Below are 18,789 nucleotides of genomic sequence, written 5' to 3'. Positions count from 1 at the left end.
TTATGTGGAAATTGTTAAAATATATGAAGGGTTATAAAAAAGAAGCTTTTTTGGCGCCTGCGTTTAAGCTTCTGGAAGCGCTGCTTGAGCTCTTTGTTCCGCTGGTGATGGCTGCGATTATTGATGTGGGGATCAAAAACGGCGATACGGGCTATATTGTGAACATGTGTCTTTTGATGGCAGGTCTGGGTTTGACGGGGTTGGTCTGTTCGGTAACGGCACAGTATTTTTCAGCGAAGGCAGCTGTCGGGTTTACCGCAAGGCTGCGCCATGAGCTGTTTGCACATATTCAGAGCCTTTCTTTTTCCTCCATGGATAAGCTTGGGACGTCGACGCTGATTACAAGGATGACGAGTGATATGAATCAGGTGCAGTCCGGGGTAAATCTGTTTCTTCGTCTGTTTCTGCGGTCTCCGTTTATTGTATTCGGAGCCATGATTATGGCTTTCACCGTTGACGTAAAAGCAGCTTTTATCTTTGTGGTGGTGATACCGGTGCTGTGTGTAATTGTATTTGGTATTATGCTGATCAGCATTCCGGTCTATAAAAAGGTTCAGGAGCGTCTGGACCGGGTGGTGCGGGTGACACGGGAAAATTTGCAGGGTGTTCGCGTCATCCGGGCATTCTGCCGGGAAGAGGAGGAATGCCGGAACTTTAGGGACCGCAATGTAGCGCTTATAAGGATTCAGCTCTTATCCGGGAAAATTTCGGCGCTGCTGAATCCGATGACGTATATTGCAATCAATGCAGCGCTGCTCGTTTTGCTGTACGTTGGCGCAAAACGTGTGGATGCCGGTTTTCTGTTGCAGGGCAGCGTTGTGGCGCTTGTCAATTATATGTCGCAGATTCTGACAGAGCTGGTAAAGCTGGCTAATCTGATTATCACAGTGACAAAGGCGATTGCATGTGGAAACCGGATTGCATCGGTATTAGAAGTGCAGCCCGGAATGGCGGGCAAACCAGCGGACGGCAATCAGCCCGATACACAGAGCAGAGAAGCAGGAAGAAATACTGACAACGCAAGGAATGAAAAAAGTCTGGCCGACGCGGGAGAAACGGAGTCAGAAGTACCGGCAGTTGCATTTGAGAATGTCCGTTTTGGGTATGACGGAGCCGGAGCCGACGCGCTTTCCGGCATCAGCTTTACGGCGAAACGGGGACAAACGATCGGGATTATCGGCGGAACGGGTTCAGGCAAAACTTCGCTGGTCAGTCTGATTCCTCGTTTTTACGATGTGAGCGGAGGCTGTGTAAAAGTAAATGGAATGGATGTGCGTGCGTATCCTCTGGATGAGCTTCGCAGAAAGATTGGGATTGTCATGCAGAAAGCAGTGCTGTTCCAGGGAAGCATCCGGGAGAATCTGCTGTGGGGAAACGAAGACGCATCGGACGAGGACTTAAAGGAGGCGATTCGGACGGCACAGGCGGAGGATGTGGTGTTTGGAGCAAAAGAAGGGCTGGATGCGTATGCAGGGCAGGAGGGACGTAATTTTTCCGGCGGACAGAGGCAGCGGCTTTCGATTGCCCGGGCACTGGTGCGCAGACCCGAGATTCTGATTCTGGATGACAGCGCCTCGGCGCTTGACTTTGCAACGGATGCAAAGCTGCGCAGGGCGATTGCAGGGCTTTCTCGGGACATGACTGTTTTTATTGTTTCACAGAGGACCTCTTCAATTCAGCATGCAGATAAGATTCTGGTCCTGGAGGACGGAGCGCTGGCCGGGATTGGCACGCATGAGGAGTTGCTGGAAACTTGCAGTATTTATCGGGAAATATATGAGTTTCAGTTTCCTAAAAAGGAGAAAAAAGCAGCAGTCGGGGAGGTACCGTCATGAAGAAAGTTCTAAGCTTTATCCGGCCGCATAGCGCGCTTGTACTTCTGTCTCTTTTGATGGCAGTGGTTTCGGTTGTGCTGACACTTTATGTGCCGGTTCTGACTGGTCGGGTAATTGACGAGATTGTCGGGCCGGGAGCCGTGCAGTTTGAGAGAATTGCCCGTATCATGAAAGTGATGGTATTTATTGTGCTGATCACAGCAGCGGCGCAATGGGTTATGAATGTGGCGAATAACCGAATCGTTTGTCTCGTATCCAGTGAAGTGCGGGAGCAGGCGTTTGAGAAGATTGAAATTTTGCCGGTCTCTTATTTGGATGCGCATTCCTCGGGAGACCTGGTCAGCCGCGTAATTGCGGATGTGGATCAGTTTGCAGACGGACTTCTCCTGGGTTTTACACAGTTTTTTACCGGGGTAGCAACAATTCTGGGAACCCTGGTTTTTATGCTGGTAACAAATGCGGGAATTACGCTGGTGGTTGTCCTGCTGACTCCGGTTTCCCTTCTGGCAGCAAGATTTATTGCGCAGAAGACGTATGCCATGTTTCGGATGCAGTCTGAGGCGAGAGGGGAGCAGACGGCGCTGGTTGATGAGATGGTTGCCAATCAGAAGGTGGTCCAGGCATACGGGCAGGAAAAAAACATACAGGGAAGATTTGATAAGATGAATGAACGGCTGCGCAGCTATTCCCTGCGGGCGGTCTTTTTTTCCTCCATTACAAATCCGGTCACACGTTTTGTCAACAGCCTCGTGTATACAGGCGTTGGACTTACGGGAGCGCTTTGCGTTGTCCGCGGCGTGATGAGCGTCGGCCAGCTATCTGCGTTTTTGTCGTATGCAAATCAGTATACAAAGCCGTTTAATGAGATATCAGGTGTGGTGACAGAGCTGCAAAATGCACTGGCATGCGCAGGCAGAGTGTTTGAGCTTTTGGAAGCGCCGGCACAGACGCCAGATGCAGAAGCGGCGAAGGAGCTGCCGGACAATCCGGGCAGTATGTCGCTGGAGCACGTGAATTTTTCGTATGTGCCGCAGAAAAAGCTGATTCAGGATTTTAATCTGAAGGTAAAGGCAGGACAGCGTGTTGCGATCGTCGGTCCGACCGGATGTGGAAAAACGACGCTGATCAATCTGCTGATGCGTTTTTATGACGTGAACAGCGGCGCTATTAAAATAGAGGGAACCGATATCCGCGAGGTGAGGCGGCACGATCTGCGAAGTACTTTTGGAATGGTGTTGCAGGATACATGGCTGTCGGGCGGGACAATCCGCGATAATATTGCTATGGGGCGGCCGGAGGCAGAGGAGAAAGAGATTATAGAGGCCGCAAAAAGGGCGCATGCTCACAGCTTTATTCGGAGATTGCCGCGAGGATACGATACGGTAATTGGCGAAAATGGTGGAAGCCTTTCTCAGGGGCAGAAGCAGCTTCTGTGTATTGCACGTGTCATGCTGTGTCTGCCGCCGATGCTGATTCTTGATGAGGCCACGTCCTCGATTGATATCCGTACAGAGGCACGGATTCAGGAAGCCTTTCATTCCATGATGCAGGGCAGAACAAGCTTTATTGTAGCGCACAGGTTGTCAACAATACAAAATGCAGACGTAATTCTTGTGATGCAGGACGGAAATGTGATAGAGCAGGGAAATCACGAAAGCCTTTTGAAAAAAGGCGGTGCGTATGCCCGTCTGTATAACAGCCAGTTTGTATTGTCACAGGCGGACAACAGGGCAGACGTGTTTGTCCGGGGAAAACAGGATTGACGTTTGAGATGACAGCGTGTATAGTAAGGGGAGATTAAAAAAGAACAGGAGACTTTTTTATGGGGAAATATTTCGGTACGGATGGTTTTCGCGGGGAAGCGAATAAGAAGCTGACAGTAGAGCATGCGTTTAAAGTGGGACGTTTTCTTGGCTGGTATTACGGGCAGGATTACAAGGCGCGTATCGTGATCGGCAAGGATACGAGACGATCCAGCTATATGTTTGAATATGCGCTTGCAGCAGGGCTGACGGCTTCCGGGGCAGATGCGTTTCTGCTTCATGTGACGACGACCCCGAGTGTATCTTTTGTGGTGCGGACAGAGGATTTTGACTGCGGAATCATGATTTCTGCAAGTCACAACCCATACTATGATAATGGCATCAAAATCATCAGCGGCAGCGGGAAAAAGATTGAGGCAGAGGTGGAAGAAAAGATCGAGGCGTATATTGATGGCGAGATGGAAGAGCTTCCGCTGGCGACAGGTGAGAAGATTGGCCGTACCGTCGATTATGTGGCTGGACGGAACCGTTATATCGGTCATCTGATTTCTATGGCGACGCGTTCCTTCAAAAATCAAAAGGTGGGCCTTGACTGCTCAAATGGAAGTGCCTCTTCGATTGCCAAGAGTGTATTTGACGCGTTGGGTGCAAAGACGTATGTCATTCACAATGAGCCGGACGGTACCAATATCAACCGCGGTTGCGGTTCCACACACATTGAGGTGCTTCAGCAGTTTGTTCTGGAGAAAGGGCTTGATGTGGGATTTGCTTTTGACGGAGACGCGGACCGCTGCATTGCAGTCGATGAGAAGGGACGCATTATTGACGGCGATCTGATTTTGTATATCTGTGGAAAATACATGAAGGAAGAGGGAAAGCTGACGAATAACACAGTTGTTACGACTATCATGTCAAACCTCGGACTTTATAAGGCATTTGACCGGGCAGGGATTGCTTACGAGAAAACGACAGTCGGTGATAAATACGTTTATGCCAATATGTGCGAGAACGGACACTGCCTGGGCGGAGAGCAGTCCGGACATATCATCTTCTCGAAATATGCGACAACTGGGGACGGTATTCTGACCGCGCTTATGGTGATGGGCGTTATGATGGACCGGAAGGTCAGCCTGAGTTCCCTGGCATCTGAGGTGAAGATTTATCCGCAGCTTCTGAAAAATGTAAGAGTGGCAGATAAACAGGCGGTAAAAGAGAATGCAGCCGTGCAGGAAGCAGTTACGGCAGTGACCGGTGCTCTTGGAGAAAACGGAAGAATTCTCGTGCGTGAGAGCGGCACTGAGCCGGTAATCCGTGTGATGGTGGAAGCAGAGTCGGATGAGTTGTGCGAACAGCACGTGGATGCGGTGATTGCAGTCATGAAAGCGCAGGGACTTACCGATGAAGAATAAGCTGAAAAGGCTTGCTGGGTATTACAGACCTTATCAGGGGCTGTTTTTGAGCGATATGTTTTTTGCAGTTCTGGGGGCCGGCATTACGCTGGCCATCCCGCTGCTTGTCCGTTACATTACGTCGCATGTCATAGTATTGCCGGGCAGTGAGGCAATGCAGATGATTGTGAAGCTTGGGCTTGTGATGGCAGGCCTGGTGGCTGTGGAGTGTTTTTGCAATTTTTACATTGCCTATTTTGGTCACATCATGGGGGCAAAGATTGAGCATGATATGCGAAACGAGATATTTGCCCATTATCAGAAGCTTTCTTTTGCTTTTTACGATAATCAGAAAGTGGGACAGCTTCTCTCAAGAGTAACGTCAGATCTGTTTGATATCAGCGAGCTCCTGCATCACGGTCCGGAGGACGTTGTCATTTCCCTGATCAAATTTATCGGATCCTTTGTGATTCTGTTTCGTATCAATGCGGCGCTCACTGTTGTTGCGTTTGCGTTTCTGCCGCTTATTATTCTCTATGCAGTTTATTTCAACAAACGGATGAAGCGTGCATTTAAGACAAACCGGGCAAGAATTGCGGATATCAACAGCCAGATTGAAGATTCCCTTTCTGGAATCCGCGCGGTGAAGTCCTTCAGCAACGAAGAAGTAGAGCTGAAAAAATTCCGCGCGGGAAATGAACAGTTCGTTGAGTCCAAAAGGAGAAGCTACTGGTACATGGGATGGTACCATTCCGGTCTTGGCGCGTTGACGACCCTGGTGACGGTTGCGGTTCTGGTCGCAGGCGCAGGGTTGATTACAGGCGCCAATATGGATGTGACAGATTTGGTGACGTTCCTGCTCTATATTAACAATTTTACGGAGCCGATCAAAAAACTGATCAATTTTACCGAGCAGTTCCAGAATGGCTATACGGGATATGAGCGTTTCCTCGAGATTCTTGCAGTGGAGCCGGATATCAAAGATGCGCCGGATGCGATTTCAATCGCATCAGCAAATGGTGAAATCTGCTTTGACAACGTTTCGTTCAAATACGAAGAAAAGCAGGACACTGTACTGAGTCATATTGATCTGCATGTAAATGCAGGCGATTATCTGGCCATTGTCGGCTCATCGGGCGGTGGAAAAACGACGATGTGCAGTCTGATTCCGCGCTTCTACGATGTGGATGGCGGACGGATTCTGCTGGATGGAGTGGATATTCGGAAGATTAAGCTGGAGGATTTGCGGCGCCAGATTGGAATTGTGCAGCAGGACGTTTATTTGTTTGCGGAAAATATCATGGAAAACATTCGTTACGGCAGGCCGGATGCCACGGACGAGGAGGTAATCCGGGCGGCGAAGCTGGCAAATGCGCATGATTTTATCGAGCAGCTCCCGGATGGTTATCTGACGGATATCGGACAGCGCGGGGTCAAGCTTTCCGGAGGGCAGAAGCAGCGTCTTTCCATTGCGCGGGTATTTTTGAAAAATCCGGCAATACTTATTTTTGATGAGGCGACTTCTGCGCTTGACAATGAAAGTGAAAAAATAGTACAGCAGTCCATGGAGGCTCTGGCAAAGGGGAGAACGACGTTTGTAATTGCACACCGTCTCTCCACAATCCGCAATGCCAAGAAGATTCTGGTGCTGACCAGAAAAGGGATTGAGGAGCAGGGCACGCATGAGGAACTGCTGGCCATGGACGGGGTTTATGCAAAGCTGTACCATGGTTAAAAGAAAAAGCCGGCATTTGCCGCAGAACAAAAAGGGGTAAAGCATGGAATTAGAATTCAGAAAACCGGAGCTTGCAGACCGGGAGATGGTCAATCGTTATTTTCGAATGAACCGAAACCGGAGCTGTGAATATACGTTTGCCAATCTGTATCTCTGGTCGAGACACTATAAGGTAGCATATACGATTGTTGAGGATATGATGGTATTTTATTATACAGAGTACGGCAGCTTTACATTTCCTCAGGGTGATCGGTCCAATCTGAAAAAAGTACTGGATCTTTTGATGGACTGGAGCAAAGAACATGGGATTGAATTTCACATGACAAATGTGAACGAAGAGCAGTTCCAACAGCTTGAGGCCATATATCCGGGCCGTTTTTCCATCGAATATTATCGGGATTCGGCGGATTACGTGTATGAGACAGAGAAGCTGATCACACTTTCCGGTAAAAAATATCATGGAAAGAAAAATCACATTAATAAGTTTAAAAAACTGTACCCGGATTGGACGTACGAAAAAATTACATCGGAAAATGTAGAGGAATGCTTTCAGATGGCACTTGACTGGAGAACGGAAAATGGCTGCAACGAAGATCCGGAAAAAAATGCGGAGATGTGTGTAACCTTAAATTCTCTGCGCCTCATGGAGGAGCTGAGGTTGTGTGGTGGTCTGATTCGTGCGGACGGAAAGGTGATGGCTTTTTCAATCGGAGAGCCGGTCTGCGACGATACCATGGTGGTGCATATTGAGAAAGCTTATGCGGATGTGCAGGGAGCCTATCCAATCATCAATCAGCAGTTTCTACTGCATGAGGCTTCGCAGTACAGATATGTGAACCGCGAGGAAGATATGGGAGAGCCGGGCCTGCGTCAGGCAAAAGAATCGTATCATCCGGTGTTCCTTGTTGAGAAGGGGAGAGTGTCTTTGCGCTGAGATATATGCGGATGCCCTTCAGCATCCCGCAAAAACAGCAGGTTTAAGTAGACAATCCTGATAAAAAATTTTAATAGAAAAATGTGCTATATGGATGGCAGAGGAGAGATGTATGAGAGAATGGGAAAGCAATGTGCGGAAGGTTGTGCCGTATGTTCCGGGGGAACAGCCAAAGGATCAAAGAGCCATTAAACTGAATACGAATGAGAATCCGTATCCGCCTTCCCCGATGGTGGAGGAGGCGCTGCGGGAGTTGGCGGCAGAGCCGATGCGCAGATATCCGGATTCCGCTGCCCAGCAACTGGTGGATGCGATTGCAAAAGAGCAGGGCGTGAAACCGGAGCAGATCTTTGTAGGTGTTGGCTCTGACGATGTACTGGCTTTAGCGTTTCTGACATTTTTTAATTCTGGAAAGCCGATTTTGTTTCCGGATATTACGTATTCCTTCTATGATGTGTGGGCGGATTTGTTTCGGATTCCATATGAGTGCCCGCCGCTGAATGACCGTTTTGAGATTGTGAAGGAAGATTATTACCGGGAAAACGGAGGCGTAATTTTCCCGAATCCCAACGCACCGACTGGCGTGCTGATGCCGCTTGCGGAGGTGGAAGCGATCATTGCACACAACCGGAAGGTTATAGTTATTGTAGATGAAGCATACATTGATTTTGGGGGAAGCTCTGCTGTTTCGCTTCTTGAGAAGTACGACAATTTGCTGGTGGTGCAGACCTTTTCCAAATCGCGCTCCATGGCTGGAATGCGTATTGGCTATGCGGTTGGAAATGCAGATCTGATTCGCTGTCTGAATGATGTGAAATATTCATTCAATTCGTATTCCATGAATCAGACTGCTATTACACTTGGAACGGCGGCAGCGCTCGACCATACATATTTTGAAAAAACGCGGCAGAAGATCATTGCGACAAGGGAACGTACGAAAAAAGAGATGGCGGCCCTTGGGTTCCGTTTTGCAGATTCCCAGGCCAATTTTTTGTTTGTCACGCATGAAAGCGCCCAGGCCGGGGAATTGCTTGAGGCTCTGAAGGAAGCGGGGATTTATGTTCGCTATTTTAAACGGCCGCGCATTGAGAATTACCTGAGAATTACGATCGGTACCGATGAGGAAATGGATGAGCTGCTTGCTTTCCTGAGAAAATACCTGAAGAGATAGAAACAGGTAAAGGAGTGAGCGTAAACTGAATACAGAATCGTTTACAGGCGCGGTAGTGGCAGCATTGGCTGGAATACAATCCAAGGAAGCAATTGTATTTCTGATTTCGATGCTGCCTGTTTTAGAATTAAGAGGAGGATTTCTGGCTGCTTCATGGCTGGGAATACCGCTTTATCGTGCGGCGTTTGCGTGCATTGGGGGCTGCCTTCTTCCCGTTCCGTTTATTTTGCTGTTGATACGCGGCGTACTTGGCAGGATGAAACGGTACCGGGTAACAAAACGGCTGGCAGATTATGTCGAGAAACGTGCGATGGGCAAGAGTGATGAGATACGAAAGTACGAGTTCTGGGGGTTGATGCTTTTTGTCGGCATACCGCTCCCAGGTACAGGAGCATGGACTGGATCGTTGATTGCGGCTTTGCTTGGCATCCGTTTTTCAAGAGCAGTCGCAGCTATTTTCATCGGTGTGCTCATATCAGCGGCATTGATGGCGGGGCTGTCTTATGGAATACTGGATCTTATTTTGTGATTTTGAGGCAGGAAGTGTGGGGCTGTACCGGAGATTTCGGATAAGTTTTGATATTAGAACACGACAGAAAAGGAAAGAGAGGTGTAGGAAAATGGCGTCTTATGAGAGTTTTGCCAGGGTGTACGATTTGTTTATGGATAATATTCCGTATGAGGAATGGGGCAGATACTTATGTGGTCTGCTCCGGCGGTACGGAGTGGAAGATGGCCTGGTGCTGGAGCTTGGATGCGGTACAGGGGCGATGACGGAGGTGTTGTCAGATCAGGGCTATGATATGATTGGCGTGGATAATTCAGTTGAAATGCTGGAAATTGCGCAGGAGAAAAAGGTACAGTCGGGTCATGATATTTTGTATCTTTTGCAGGACATGCGGGAGTTTGAACTGTACGGGACAGTAAAAGCAGTGGTCAGTGTCTGTGATTCGATGAATTATATTACCGACGAGACAGAACTTCTGGAAGTGTTCCGCCTGGTGAATAATTATCTTGATCCGGGCGGAATTTTTATTTTTGACTTGAATACAGTTTACAAATATGAGAAGATTCTTGGTGATTCTGTGATTGCTGAGAATCGGGAGGAGAGCAGTTTTATTTGGGAAAACTGGTACGAAGAGGAGGAACAGATCAATGAGTACGACCTGACGCTATTTATCAGGCGTGAGGACGGGCTGTATGAAAAATATGAGGAAACGCATTACCAGAGGGCATATGAGATTGAGATGGTAAGCAGGCTTCTTGCCAAAGCTGGACTGGTGTTGGAGGCAGTTTACGATGCTTTCACAATGGAGTCACCGGGGGCAGACAGCGAGCGTGTATATTTTATTGCGCGGGAGCAGGGCAAGTAGAGCCTGAGAATTGGGGGATAAAGCTATGATAAAAGTATTTTTGGCAGAAGATGAAGTGATTATACGGAATGGGATTAAAAACAATATCGCGTGGGAAAAGGAGGGGTTTGCGTTTGTCGGAGAAGCGAGCGATGGCGAACTTGCCTGGCCGCTTATTAAAAAGACGCGGCCGGATATCCTGATTACAGACATACGGATGCCGTTTATGAACGGACTGGAATTGGCTGAGCTTGTAAAAAAAGAGCTGCCGGACACGAAAATCGTGATATTAAGCGGATTTGGCGAGTTTGATTACGCAAAAAAGGCGATTACCTTAGGGGTGACAGATTATCTGTTAAAGCCGATTACGTCGGAACAGCTGATGACAGCAGTGAAAAAGGTTGCAGATGTGATTCGCGAGGACCGTGCGCAGCGTGAACTGATGGATCAGTACAGGAAGGAAATGCAGGAAAATATCAGTTTTGAAAGAAGGCGGCTGTTTAATCGCATTGTTTTACAGAATTGTTCCACGAGAGAATTTCTGGAACAGGGGCAGTTGTTGGGACTTGATTTAACCGCAGAATTTTATACCGTACTTTTGTTTAAGCTGATGACACCGGATGAAAGTCAGGTGTATTCAGATGAAATAGAGACTGCGGTAGAAAAAATAAACGGGGCAATAGAAAACTGGAACGATGTGCTGGTTTTTGATCGGAGTCCGGAAGGCTGGGCATTTTTGCTGAAGGCGGAAACAAAAGAGCAGGCAGAAGCAGGGATTGCACAGTTTGAGAGAAACATACAGGAAATGCTGAAAGACGAAGAAGGCATTCTGTATTTCGGAGGGATTGGAGAAACAGTACAGAGAATGAGCGATATCTGCAATTCGTACCATGCGGCGAGCAAAGCGTTTGCCAGTCGCTTTTTTGTTGAAAAAAATCAGTTTATTTTGGCTTCTGCAATGGAAAACAGGACAAAGATAAAAGAAAAAGGGCGGATTTTGGTAGATCCGTCAAAGGTAAACCGGAAATTAATCGAAGATTTTCTGAAAGTAGGAGTAGCGGAAGAGGTTGGCGATTTTGTGGAAGAATACTTTTACAACATTGGTCTGGATAATTATAATTCCCTGATGTTCTGCCACTATCTGATTGTAGATATGAATTTTTGTGCCTGCCGTTTTCTGGAGAACATCGGTGTCGAGGCGTCGGCGCTCTCAAAAGAATGCAGGGAGATTGATCGTTTTTCCGATTATGCGATTTCTACTGAAAAGATGATCACGTATGTGAAACAGCTGTTTGCGGAGACGATTTATCTGCGGGATAAATCGGCGAGGGGGAAATATCATGATTTGATCGAGACCGCAAAACGGTGTGTTCTTGAAAATTTTCAGAATAACGAATTTTCCATGAATCAGGCAGCAGCCATGGTAAATATTAGTCCGGGTTATTTCAGTACGCTGTTTCGCCAGGAAACAGGCTCTACGTTCAGTGAGTATCTGACGAGCATACGACTTGAAAAGGCAAAGGAGTTGCTGATGTGCACGGACATGCGCAGTTCGGAGATCGGATATTACGTCGGATACCGGGATTCTCATTATTTTAGTTACATATTTAAGAAAATATGCGGCTGTACCCCGAAAGAATATCGGGCCAGAAAGAATGGGGGACAGTCATGCGATGCCTGAAAAAATTCTCCCTGAGCCATCGGATGGGCATGCTGACCGGCGTCATTATGGTGCCCCTTACTGCGTTGGTGCTGTATCTGCTGATCAATCTGATTAGTTTTAGTTCGGCATACAATCAGAGCGTCAAGAACATCACAGATATTAAGGATTACAGTCTGAGCTTTAAGACAGATCTTGATTACAGTATGTATCGGGCGATTGTACAGAACCTCAGCCTGGAACATATTGATACGTATGCAGATAACAGTATTGCAGATTCGGCGAAAGTGCGTAATCCATATAGAATTATTCAGGAGATGCGTGAAGCAGTGCAGCGCCAGGAGAACGCGTCAGGGAAGGAAAGCGCTGAGTTGATGCGCCGGATCAACAAAAGTCTTGGTTGGTTGGAAAAGGTCGTACAGAAAATAGAAAATAATATCTGCGAAGGTGGACATTATGGGGAGAACATTGAGCTGCTGGACAAGGATATTCGGAGTTCAACGCTCCTGATTCAGGACAATTTGCAGGAGTATATTTATCATGAAGCTGTGAATCTTGAAAATATCCGTGCAGAATTACAGTCCCATTCGAAAAGTACGGTCATATTGAGTACAGTAATTCTGGTTGTGATTGTAATGCTCACACTAAGTATGACGAGAATGATTACCCGCAGTGTCACACAGCCGATCCGTGAATTGTGTACAGCGACGCGGAAGGTGGCCAAGGGGAATTTTGCTCCGGCGAAAATTGAGTCTGGGGATGAGATTCAGGTTTTGACTGAGAGCTTTAACGAGATGACAGCAGAGATTCGGTATCTGATTGAGAATATTAAAATAGAGCAATGGAATCTGAGAGATACAGAGTTGAAGCTCCTTCAGGCGCAGATTACCCCGCATTTTCTGTACAATACGCTGGATGCGATCGTTTGGATGGCAGAAGGGGGACAGAACCGGGAGGTCGTGTCCATGGTGACGGCACTGTCTGAATTTTTCCGCACAACGCTGAGTGAAGGGAAGGATTATATTACAATCCGGGAGGAAGAGTCTCATATCAGGAGCTATCTGAGAATCCAGGAATTCCGGTATGCCGACATTCTGGAATATGAGATTGACATTGCGCCGTCGCTGTATGAATATACGATACTGAAGCTGACCCTTCAGCCTTTCGTGGAAAACGCGTTGTATCACGGAATAAAAAACAAGCGTGGGAAAGGAAAAATTGTGGTCCTGGGCTATGAGAAGGAAGACAAAATCTATTTTGAAGTTTCAGATGACGGAATCGGAATGGACGACGAAGAGCTTGCACGTTTGCGCGGAAAACTGGACGGGAAGGCCGTTCACGGCAGAGGCTTCGGCCTTGAAAATGTCCACGAGCGGATTCGCTTAAATTACGGAAAGGAATACGGAGTGTCGTTCAGAAGCCGGAAAGGCGAAGGAACTACGGTCATTGTATGTATCCCTAAAAAGTTAGGAGCGAATTAGAGACTGTCATCAGGTGAAAATGAAATCATATACAGACTGAAAAAGCACTGCTTTTCGATGGAAGATCATCGATCAGACAGTGCTTTTTTGATGGATGCATGAAACAGTTATGGTTTTACTCCTGGAAGTTTGCTGGAACGCTGTTTTGGTACGATTTATCAGAGGGCGTCCGTTTTCATATCTTAAAATCCCTCCCTATTGAAAGAAATCACACTTTTTTCTGTAAATTTTGAATAAAAAAGGATTTGACAAAGAAATGTATGAAAAAACAATACAAATTTACGGCTTTATTCCGTATTATTTTATGCTTTTTACTGGTAAACTTCACAACATAGCAACCGTGAAGCATGCATAAAGGAGGAAAGTATGAAAACGAAAAAGGTATTAAGTGTGATCCTGGCTGCAGGACTCAGCGTTGGAGCATTGTCGATGGAAGCTTCAGCAGCACTCTATCAGCGTCATCAGAGCAACGACGCAACGTTTGAAACATTAAAGGAAGCGCATGAAAATGCACCGGGCTTTATTATGAGTGAATATCCGGCAAGAACGTACGTCGGTGATCCGGCTCTTGATGCGTATCCGGAGAATACAACATATGTGTATCGTTCCGCCGGTATGCTGAATACGACGGCTGGCGGCCCGAGAATGCATACGAACCTGATGGTGTATACAGACCAGAGCTTTGCAGATAAGGATGCAGCACTTGCTTACATCACAGAACTTGGACTGACAAAGATGGTAGACGAAGCGACAGGAAGCGTTGTACTGGTAACGCCGATTAATCCGGAAACAGGATTCGGTGATGCAGACCAGTATGCATACTATCAGTTGCAGTCCGCAATGTGCAACGTTGGATTCTCTATCCGCGGCGAAGATTCTTCCACGTATTATGCAGATGCAGGATATTTTGGCGGTGTTACAAACCGGTACGTGATTGGTATTGACGGTGGAGCAACATTTATCAACAATTATATTTCTCCGACCATGGATTATGTAGGCCGTATCGCAGGTATGCTTCTGATCGGCGGAGAGATGGAAAAGATTCAGGAAGTTCCGGTATGTGTACCAGTATGGCTGGTGAACGCAGACGAAGATGTTGTGCAGAAATACGCAGCCGGCAATGAGACAGACAGCGTAGGACGTAACGGTGATGATCTTCTTTACTACAACAGCGATCATCCGCTTCAGCAAGTAATTTCCACAACAACGGATGAAGTAGATGTTGCAGCCTGTGTACAGAAAGCATACGATGAACTGTTTATTAAATCTATGAGAGTTCCGGTTGTAAAAGCAGGTCTTCATACGGCTTCTACTGAATATCGTAATTATAACTGGAATCAGGCGCCGTACTCACTGGGCGCACGTAATGCGATCATTAATGGCGTGACACCGGATGGAATCCATGTAGTTGAGTGTCAGGACGAAGAACTGTTAAAAGACTATCCGACCAATAAAGGCGAGTTTGTAACAACGTGGTATGAGTTCCTTCCGGATGAGATGGTAAACGGAGCAGCAGCAGAGCACAGCATTCCGCTTATCGTTGTAAATCATGGAGGCGGAGATGATCCGATTCAGGCAGTTGATGAGCTTGGTTGGCTGAAACTTGCAGGAGAAGAGAGATTTGCTATCGTGGCTGAGCGTCATACATCAGAAGATCTTGCAGCATCCTTCCAGGATGAGTCACCGTGGCATACGCTTTCGGGTGCAATGCCGGCGCTTGTTCGTCACGTGCTGGAAACACATCCGGAGATTGATCCTTCCCGTGTATATGTAACAGGATATTCCATGGGCGGCGGCGCAACAAACAGATGTGTATACGGAGACGCAAGCCTTTTCGCAGCAGCAGTAAATATGTCCGGTACTCCGATTGAGCATACAGAAGAGCAGGAAGAGCAGTTTAAGGAACTCGATATGCCGATGATGCTGACAACCTGTACGTATGATACATGGACACATTATGACGCTGAAAACGGATATATTGCAGAGGACTTCCAGCAGAACATCAACAGCTACCTTGGCTACAATGAAATGGAACCGGTAGAATTTGACTTCGAGAAATATCCGATGAGCGGTTTCAAGGGCGATATTTACCGTGAGACAATGATTAATGACGAGTATCCGAATTACTCATGGTTCATGCTGAATGAAGAGAATGTGCCGATGGTTGGTCTGAGCATTGTTGAGTTTATTCCGCACGGTCTGTATCAGGAATACGCAAACCTTGCATGGGGATGGATGAAGAACTTCAGCCGTAACCCGGAGACAAAGGAAATTGAGTACAATCCGTATCAGAACTAAGCGTTATTTTCAGGATAAATAGAGAACGCATTGGTTGAAGAACTTATAAATGATAAATGATACAGGAGGAAATGATATGAAGAAAGTATTGACATGTCTGCTGGCCCTGGGCCTTACGGTTTCATCGGGCAGCACAGCTCTCGCAGTAAACTTTACAGGAGAGCTCGGCAATGAGGCAACATTTGAGACATTACAGGAAGCACATGCAAATGCACCAGCTGTTGTACAGGGAATCGTTGAGAATGGAAGTAAAACATTTGTCGGCCATCCTGCACTGGAAGCATACCCGGACGGAACAACATTTGTATATCGTTCCGCAAATCAGTACGCAGGCCGTGCAGCTGCCCGTATGAACACAAATCTCATCGTTGCAGCTGAGCAGCATTTCGAGAGCAAGGATGCAGCACTTGAGTATTTAAAAGGACTTGGCGTAATAGATATTATTGACCAGGCAATCGGTAGTGTTATTCTGCTTACACCGGAAGGTGAGACATTCGGTCAGGCAGATGTGAAGGATTACTATGCATTACAGACCGCCATGCTGTCACAGAAAGCTACTTCAACTGACGCAGAAGGCAATGCAGTTACTTTTGCAGATCCGGAATATTTCGGGGGATATGGCAATGTGTACTATATCGGTGTAGATGGCGGCGCAACATTCTTTAACAATTTCCTTTCTGTGGAAGAAGATTTTGCGGGACGTATCGCAGGCGCACTGTTAGTCGGCGGAGATATGGAAGAAATCCGCAAACCGGAAATTATGGTACCGGTTTATCTTGTAAACGGAAAAGAAGACGTGATTGAAAAGTACAAAGCAATCAATGAAACAGACGCTTTGGAAAGAGACGACGAGAAAGATGTTTATTACAACCAGGCATGGCCGCTTCGTAAAGTAGTTGCTTCCAAACAGGAAAATCCGGAGCTGTCCAGCGTTGTGAACGATGCATATTATGGCATGTTCATTAAAGCAATGCGTGTACCGGTACTTCCGCAGGGAATCAACAGCGGCGGAACAGAGTATGCAGGTTACAATTTTGACCAGGCGCCGTATTCTCTGTGCGATCGAAATACATTGATCGACGGAAAAACAGCAGACGGTATCTGCCTGATTAAGCATCAGATGGACGATGACCGTTTTGCTGAAATAAAGACGACAACGGATATGGAGAATATGGACGGATCTATTACACCGGCCGGTGAATATCTGGATGTATGGTATGAGTATCTTCCAGAGGAAGTACTGGACGGAACAGCTCCGGCCGGATCAATCCCGCTCATTCTGGCAAACCATGGCGGCGGAGACGACCCGCGTGTATTCGTAGAAGAGAATGGTTTTGTGGAGCTTGCAGGAAGAGAGAGAGTAGCCGTTGTGGCTCCGGATCATCAGCTGATCGGCGAAGTCAGAGGAGAAGCTCTGTCATCAATTGTAAAATATATGCTTGAGAAATATCCGGCGCTTGATGCAAGCCGCGTATATGCGACAGGATATTCCATGGGCGGCGGCGCTACTTATACGGTTGGATATTATGAGCCATCTCTGTTTGCAGCAATTGGTCCGTGCGCAGGTTCTCCGACTCCGATTCCGGAAGAGCAGGTAAGCAATTTTGACAACTGTGATCTGCCGACGATTCTTACGCTGACTTCTTTCGACAGCCTGAGAAGACTGGATGCTATGGAAGGCAACATCAATGAGGCAGAGCAGGAAATGTTGACTTTGTGGAGTAGCCTGAATGGTATTGAGCTTCCGGCATATGACTTTGAGGCATATCCGCATCTTGGTATCAAAGGCGACAAAGTTGTTGTTGATACAGTGAATGATGAATTTGAGAAGGATACCTGGTATCTGAATAATGCAGACGGTGAGCCGAGAGTTGCCTTTGCATTTATCAAGGGGCCGATCCATGCACTGTATCCGGAATATGCAGATATCGTGTGGGATTTCATGAAGCAGTATTCCAGAAATCTGGAGACCGGCGAAGTTGTTTACAATCCGTATGTTGATTAATGGATTGAAGTAAAGAATTATGGGACTGCCGTGTAACTGTGAAAGCAGTGTTTGCGCGGCAGATCCATAAAAATAAAGGCAGAAAAATTCTGCATTATCAATAAGGAGGAAGAAAAAATGAATAAGAAAATGGTATCTCTTTTAACAGTATCTGCAATGGCAATTTCCATGATGCCGCTTAGCGTATTTGCAGAGGAAGATCTGATCACAGTTGGTTACGCACAGGTTGGTGCTGAGTCTGACTGGAGAACAGCAAACACAGAATCTTTCAAATCCACTTTTACAGAGGAAAATGGATACAAACTGATCTTTGACGATGCACAGCAGAAACAGGAAAATCAGATCAAAGCAATCAGAAGCTTTATCCAGCAGGAAGTTGACTACATCGTAGTAGCACCTGTAGTAGAGACCGGTTGGGAGACCGTTCTTCAGGAAGCAGCAGACGCTGGTATCCCGGTTATTCTTTCCGACCGTATGATGGATCTTGCAGACGACAGTCTGTATACTTGCTGGGTAGGTGGAAACTTCACACTGGAAGGTGAGACATGTGGCGACTGGCTGGCAGCTTATCTTGAGGAGCAGGGCCGCGGCGAAGAAGAAATCAATATCGTAACAATTCAGGGTACGATCGGTGCTTCCGCTCAGATCGGACGTACAGAAGGCTTTGCCAAGAAGCTTGCTGAGCACGAGAACTGGAAGATGCTGGATATGCAGTCTGGTGAATTCACACAGGCAAAAGGCCAGGAAGTTATGGAATCCTTCCTGAAATCCTATGATGACATTGATGTAGTTATCTGTGAAAACGACAACGAAGCATTTGGCGCAATCGACGCAATCAAGGCTGCTGGTAAGACCTGTGGTCCGGATGGAGACATCATTGTTGTTTCCTTCGACGCTGTAAAGGCTGCTTTCGATTCCATGATCGCAGGCGATCTGAACGCTACATTTGAGTGTAACCCTCTTCACGGACCGCGCGTTGCTGAAATCATCCAGAAGCTTGAGGCAGGCGAAGAAGTTGAGAAAATCCAGTACGTAGACGAAGCATTCTTTGATACAACAATGGATCTTGAAGCAATTCAGGCAGAGCGTGCTTACTAATGAAACGCGAAGATCATTATAAAATCTGTATAAAATAAGAAATAGTCGGGTGTGGAGGCCGGAGGCCGT

13 protein-coding genes are annotated in these 18,789 nt (G+C 47.0%); all 13 read left to right on the top strand.

Annotated elements, in window-relative coordinates; genetic code table 11:
• Positions 1-2 precede the first annotated feature (2 nt).
• Positions 3-1,835 (top strand): ABC transporter ATP-binding protein, encoded by a 1,833-nt coding sequence (locus AC6I2O_RS05850; protein ID WP_120390954.1) that lies wholly within the window; start codon positions 3-5, stop codon positions 1,833-1,835.
• On the top strand, positions 1,832-3,598 hold the full coding sequence (locus AC6I2O_RS05845) for an ABC transporter ATP-binding protein (protein ID WP_120390953.1): 1,767 nt from the start codon (positions 1,832-1,834) through the stop codon (positions 3,596-3,598). The genes AC6I2O_RS05850 and AC6I2O_RS05845 overlap by 4 nt, the downstream gene beginning before the upstream one ends.
• A 59-nt stretch (positions 3,599-3,657) precedes the next feature.
• On the top strand, positions 3,658-5,007 hold the full coding sequence (gene glmM, locus AC6I2O_RS05840) for a phosphoglucosamine mutase (RefSeq protein ID WP_120390952.1): 1,350 nt from the start codon (positions 3,658-3,660) through the stop codon (positions 5,005-5,007).
• A complete protein-coding gene (locus tag AC6I2O_RS05835; RefSeq protein ID WP_120390951.1) occupies positions 4,997-6,721 on the top strand; it encodes an ABC transporter ATP-binding protein in 1,725 nt (574 codons plus the stop codon). Before glmM ends, AC6I2O_RS05835 begins: the two co-directional genes overlap by 11 nt.
• Positions 6,722-6,764: 43 nt before the next feature.
• The gene (locus tag AC6I2O_RS05830) at positions 6,765-7,655 is read left to right on the top strand and encodes a DUF2156 domain-containing protein (RefSeq protein WP_120390950.1); all 891 of its coding nucleotides are present in this window, start codon (positions 6,765-6,767) and stop codon (positions 7,653-7,655) included.
• A gap of 112 nt (positions 7,656-7,767) precedes the next feature.
• Positions 7,768-8,826: a histidinol-phosphate transaminase gene (hisC, locus tag AC6I2O_RS05825; protein WP_120390949.1), complete on the top strand. Its 1,059-nt coding sequence runs from the start codon at positions 7,768-7,770 to the stop codon at positions 8,824-8,826.
• Positions 8,827-8,881: 55 nt separating this feature from the next.
• On the top strand, positions 8,882-9,355 hold the full coding sequence (locus AC6I2O_RS05820; RefSeq protein WP_497742077.1) for a COG2426 family protein: 474 nt from the start codon (positions 8,882-8,884) through the stop codon (positions 9,353-9,355).
• Positions 9,356-9,446: 91 nt separating this feature from the next.
• The gene (locus AC6I2O_RS05815) at positions 9,447-10,199 is read left to right on the top strand and encodes a class I SAM-dependent DNA methyltransferase (RefSeq protein WP_120390948.1); all 753 of its coding nucleotides are present in this window, start codon (positions 9,447-9,449) and stop codon (positions 10,197-10,199) included.
• Positions 10,200-10,224: 25 nt separating this feature from the next.
• Complete coding sequence (locus AC6I2O_RS05810) at positions 10,225-11,859, top strand: response regulator (RefSeq protein ID WP_120390947.1); 1,635 nt, start codon at positions 10,225-10,227, stop codon at positions 11,857-11,859.
• Positions 11,847-13,319 (top strand): sensor histidine kinase, encoded by a 1,473-nt coding sequence (locus AC6I2O_RS05805; protein ID WP_497742076.1) that lies wholly within the window; start codon positions 11,847-11,849, stop codon positions 13,317-13,319. Before AC6I2O_RS05810 ends, AC6I2O_RS05805 begins: the two co-directional genes overlap by 13 nt.
• A 366-nt stretch (positions 13,320-13,685) precedes the next feature.
• On the top strand, positions 13,686-15,617 hold the full coding sequence (locus AC6I2O_RS05800; protein ID WP_497742075.1) for an alpha/beta hydrolase family protein: 1,932 nt from the start codon (positions 13,686-13,688) through the stop codon (positions 15,615-15,617).
• Between the two features lie 76 nt (positions 15,618-15,693).
• Positions 15,694-17,622 carry a CE1 family esterase gene (locus AC6I2O_RS05795; protein WP_497742074.1) on the top strand — a complete coding sequence of 643 codons (1,929 nt, stop codon included), beginning with the start codon at positions 15,694-15,696 and terminating at the stop codon, positions 17,620-17,622.
• A gap of 156 nt (positions 17,623-17,778) precedes the next feature.
• The gene (locus AC6I2O_RS05790) at positions 17,779-18,720 is read left to right on the top strand and encodes an ABC transporter substrate-binding protein (RefSeq protein ID WP_497742492.1); all 942 of its coding nucleotides are present in this window, start codon (positions 17,779-17,781) and stop codon (positions 18,718-18,720) included.
• Positions 18,721-18,789: the final 69 nt, after the last annotated feature.

The sequence above is a fragment of the Blautia sp. St.27G3 genome (genome assembly GCF_059728505.1).
The sequence above is the reverse complement of the archived record's forward strand: the minus strand, read 5'-3'. Positions and strand labels throughout refer to the sequence as shown.

Excerpts from the sequence above, each read along its gene's own strand:
- AC6I2O_RS05850 (WP_120390954.1), top strand. The coding sequence starts at position 3 with ATGTGGAAATTGTTAAAATATATGAAGGGTTATAAAAAAGAAGCTTTT.
- AC6I2O_RS05845 (WP_120390953.1), top strand. The coding sequence starts at position 1,832 with ATGAAGAAAGTTCTAAGCTTTATCCGGCCGCATAGCGCGCTTGTACTT.
- glmM (WP_120390952.1), top strand. The coding sequence starts at position 3,658 with ATGGGGAAATATTTCGGTACGGATGGTTTTCGCGGGGAAGCGAATAAG.
- AC6I2O_RS05835 (WP_120390951.1), top strand. The coding sequence starts at position 4,997 with ATGAAGAATAAGCTGAAAAGGCTTGCTGGGTATTACAGACCTTATCAG.
- AC6I2O_RS05830 (WP_120390950.1), top strand. The coding sequence starts at position 6,765 with ATGGAATTAGAATTCAGAAAACCGGAGCTTGCAGACCGGGAGATGGTC.
- hisC (WP_120390949.1), top strand. The coding sequence starts at position 7,768 with ATGAGAGAATGGGAAAGCAATGTGCGGAAGGTTGTGCCGTATGTTCCG.
- AC6I2O_RS05815 (WP_120390948.1), top strand. The coding sequence starts at position 9,447 with ATGGCGTCTTATGAGAGTTTTGCCAGGGTGTACGATTTGTTTATGGAT.
- AC6I2O_RS05810 (WP_120390947.1), top strand. The coding sequence starts at position 10,225 with ATGATAAAAGTATTTTTGGCAGAAGATGAAGTGATTATACGGAATGGG.
- AC6I2O_RS05805 (WP_497742076.1), top strand. The coding sequence starts at position 11,847 with ATGCGATGCCTGAAAAAATTCTCCCTGAGCCATCGGATGGGCATGCTG.
- AC6I2O_RS05800 (WP_497742075.1), top strand. The coding sequence starts at position 13,686 with ATGAAAACGAAAAAGGTATTAAGTGTGATCCTGGCTGCAGGACTCAGC.
- AC6I2O_RS05795 (WP_497742074.1), top strand. The coding sequence starts at position 15,694 with ATGAAGAAAGTATTGACATGTCTGCTGGCCCTGGGCCTTACGGTTTCA.
- AC6I2O_RS05790 (WP_497742492.1), top strand. The coding sequence starts at position 17,779 with ATGGCAATTTCCATGATGCCGCTTAGCGTATTTGCAGAGGAAGATCTG.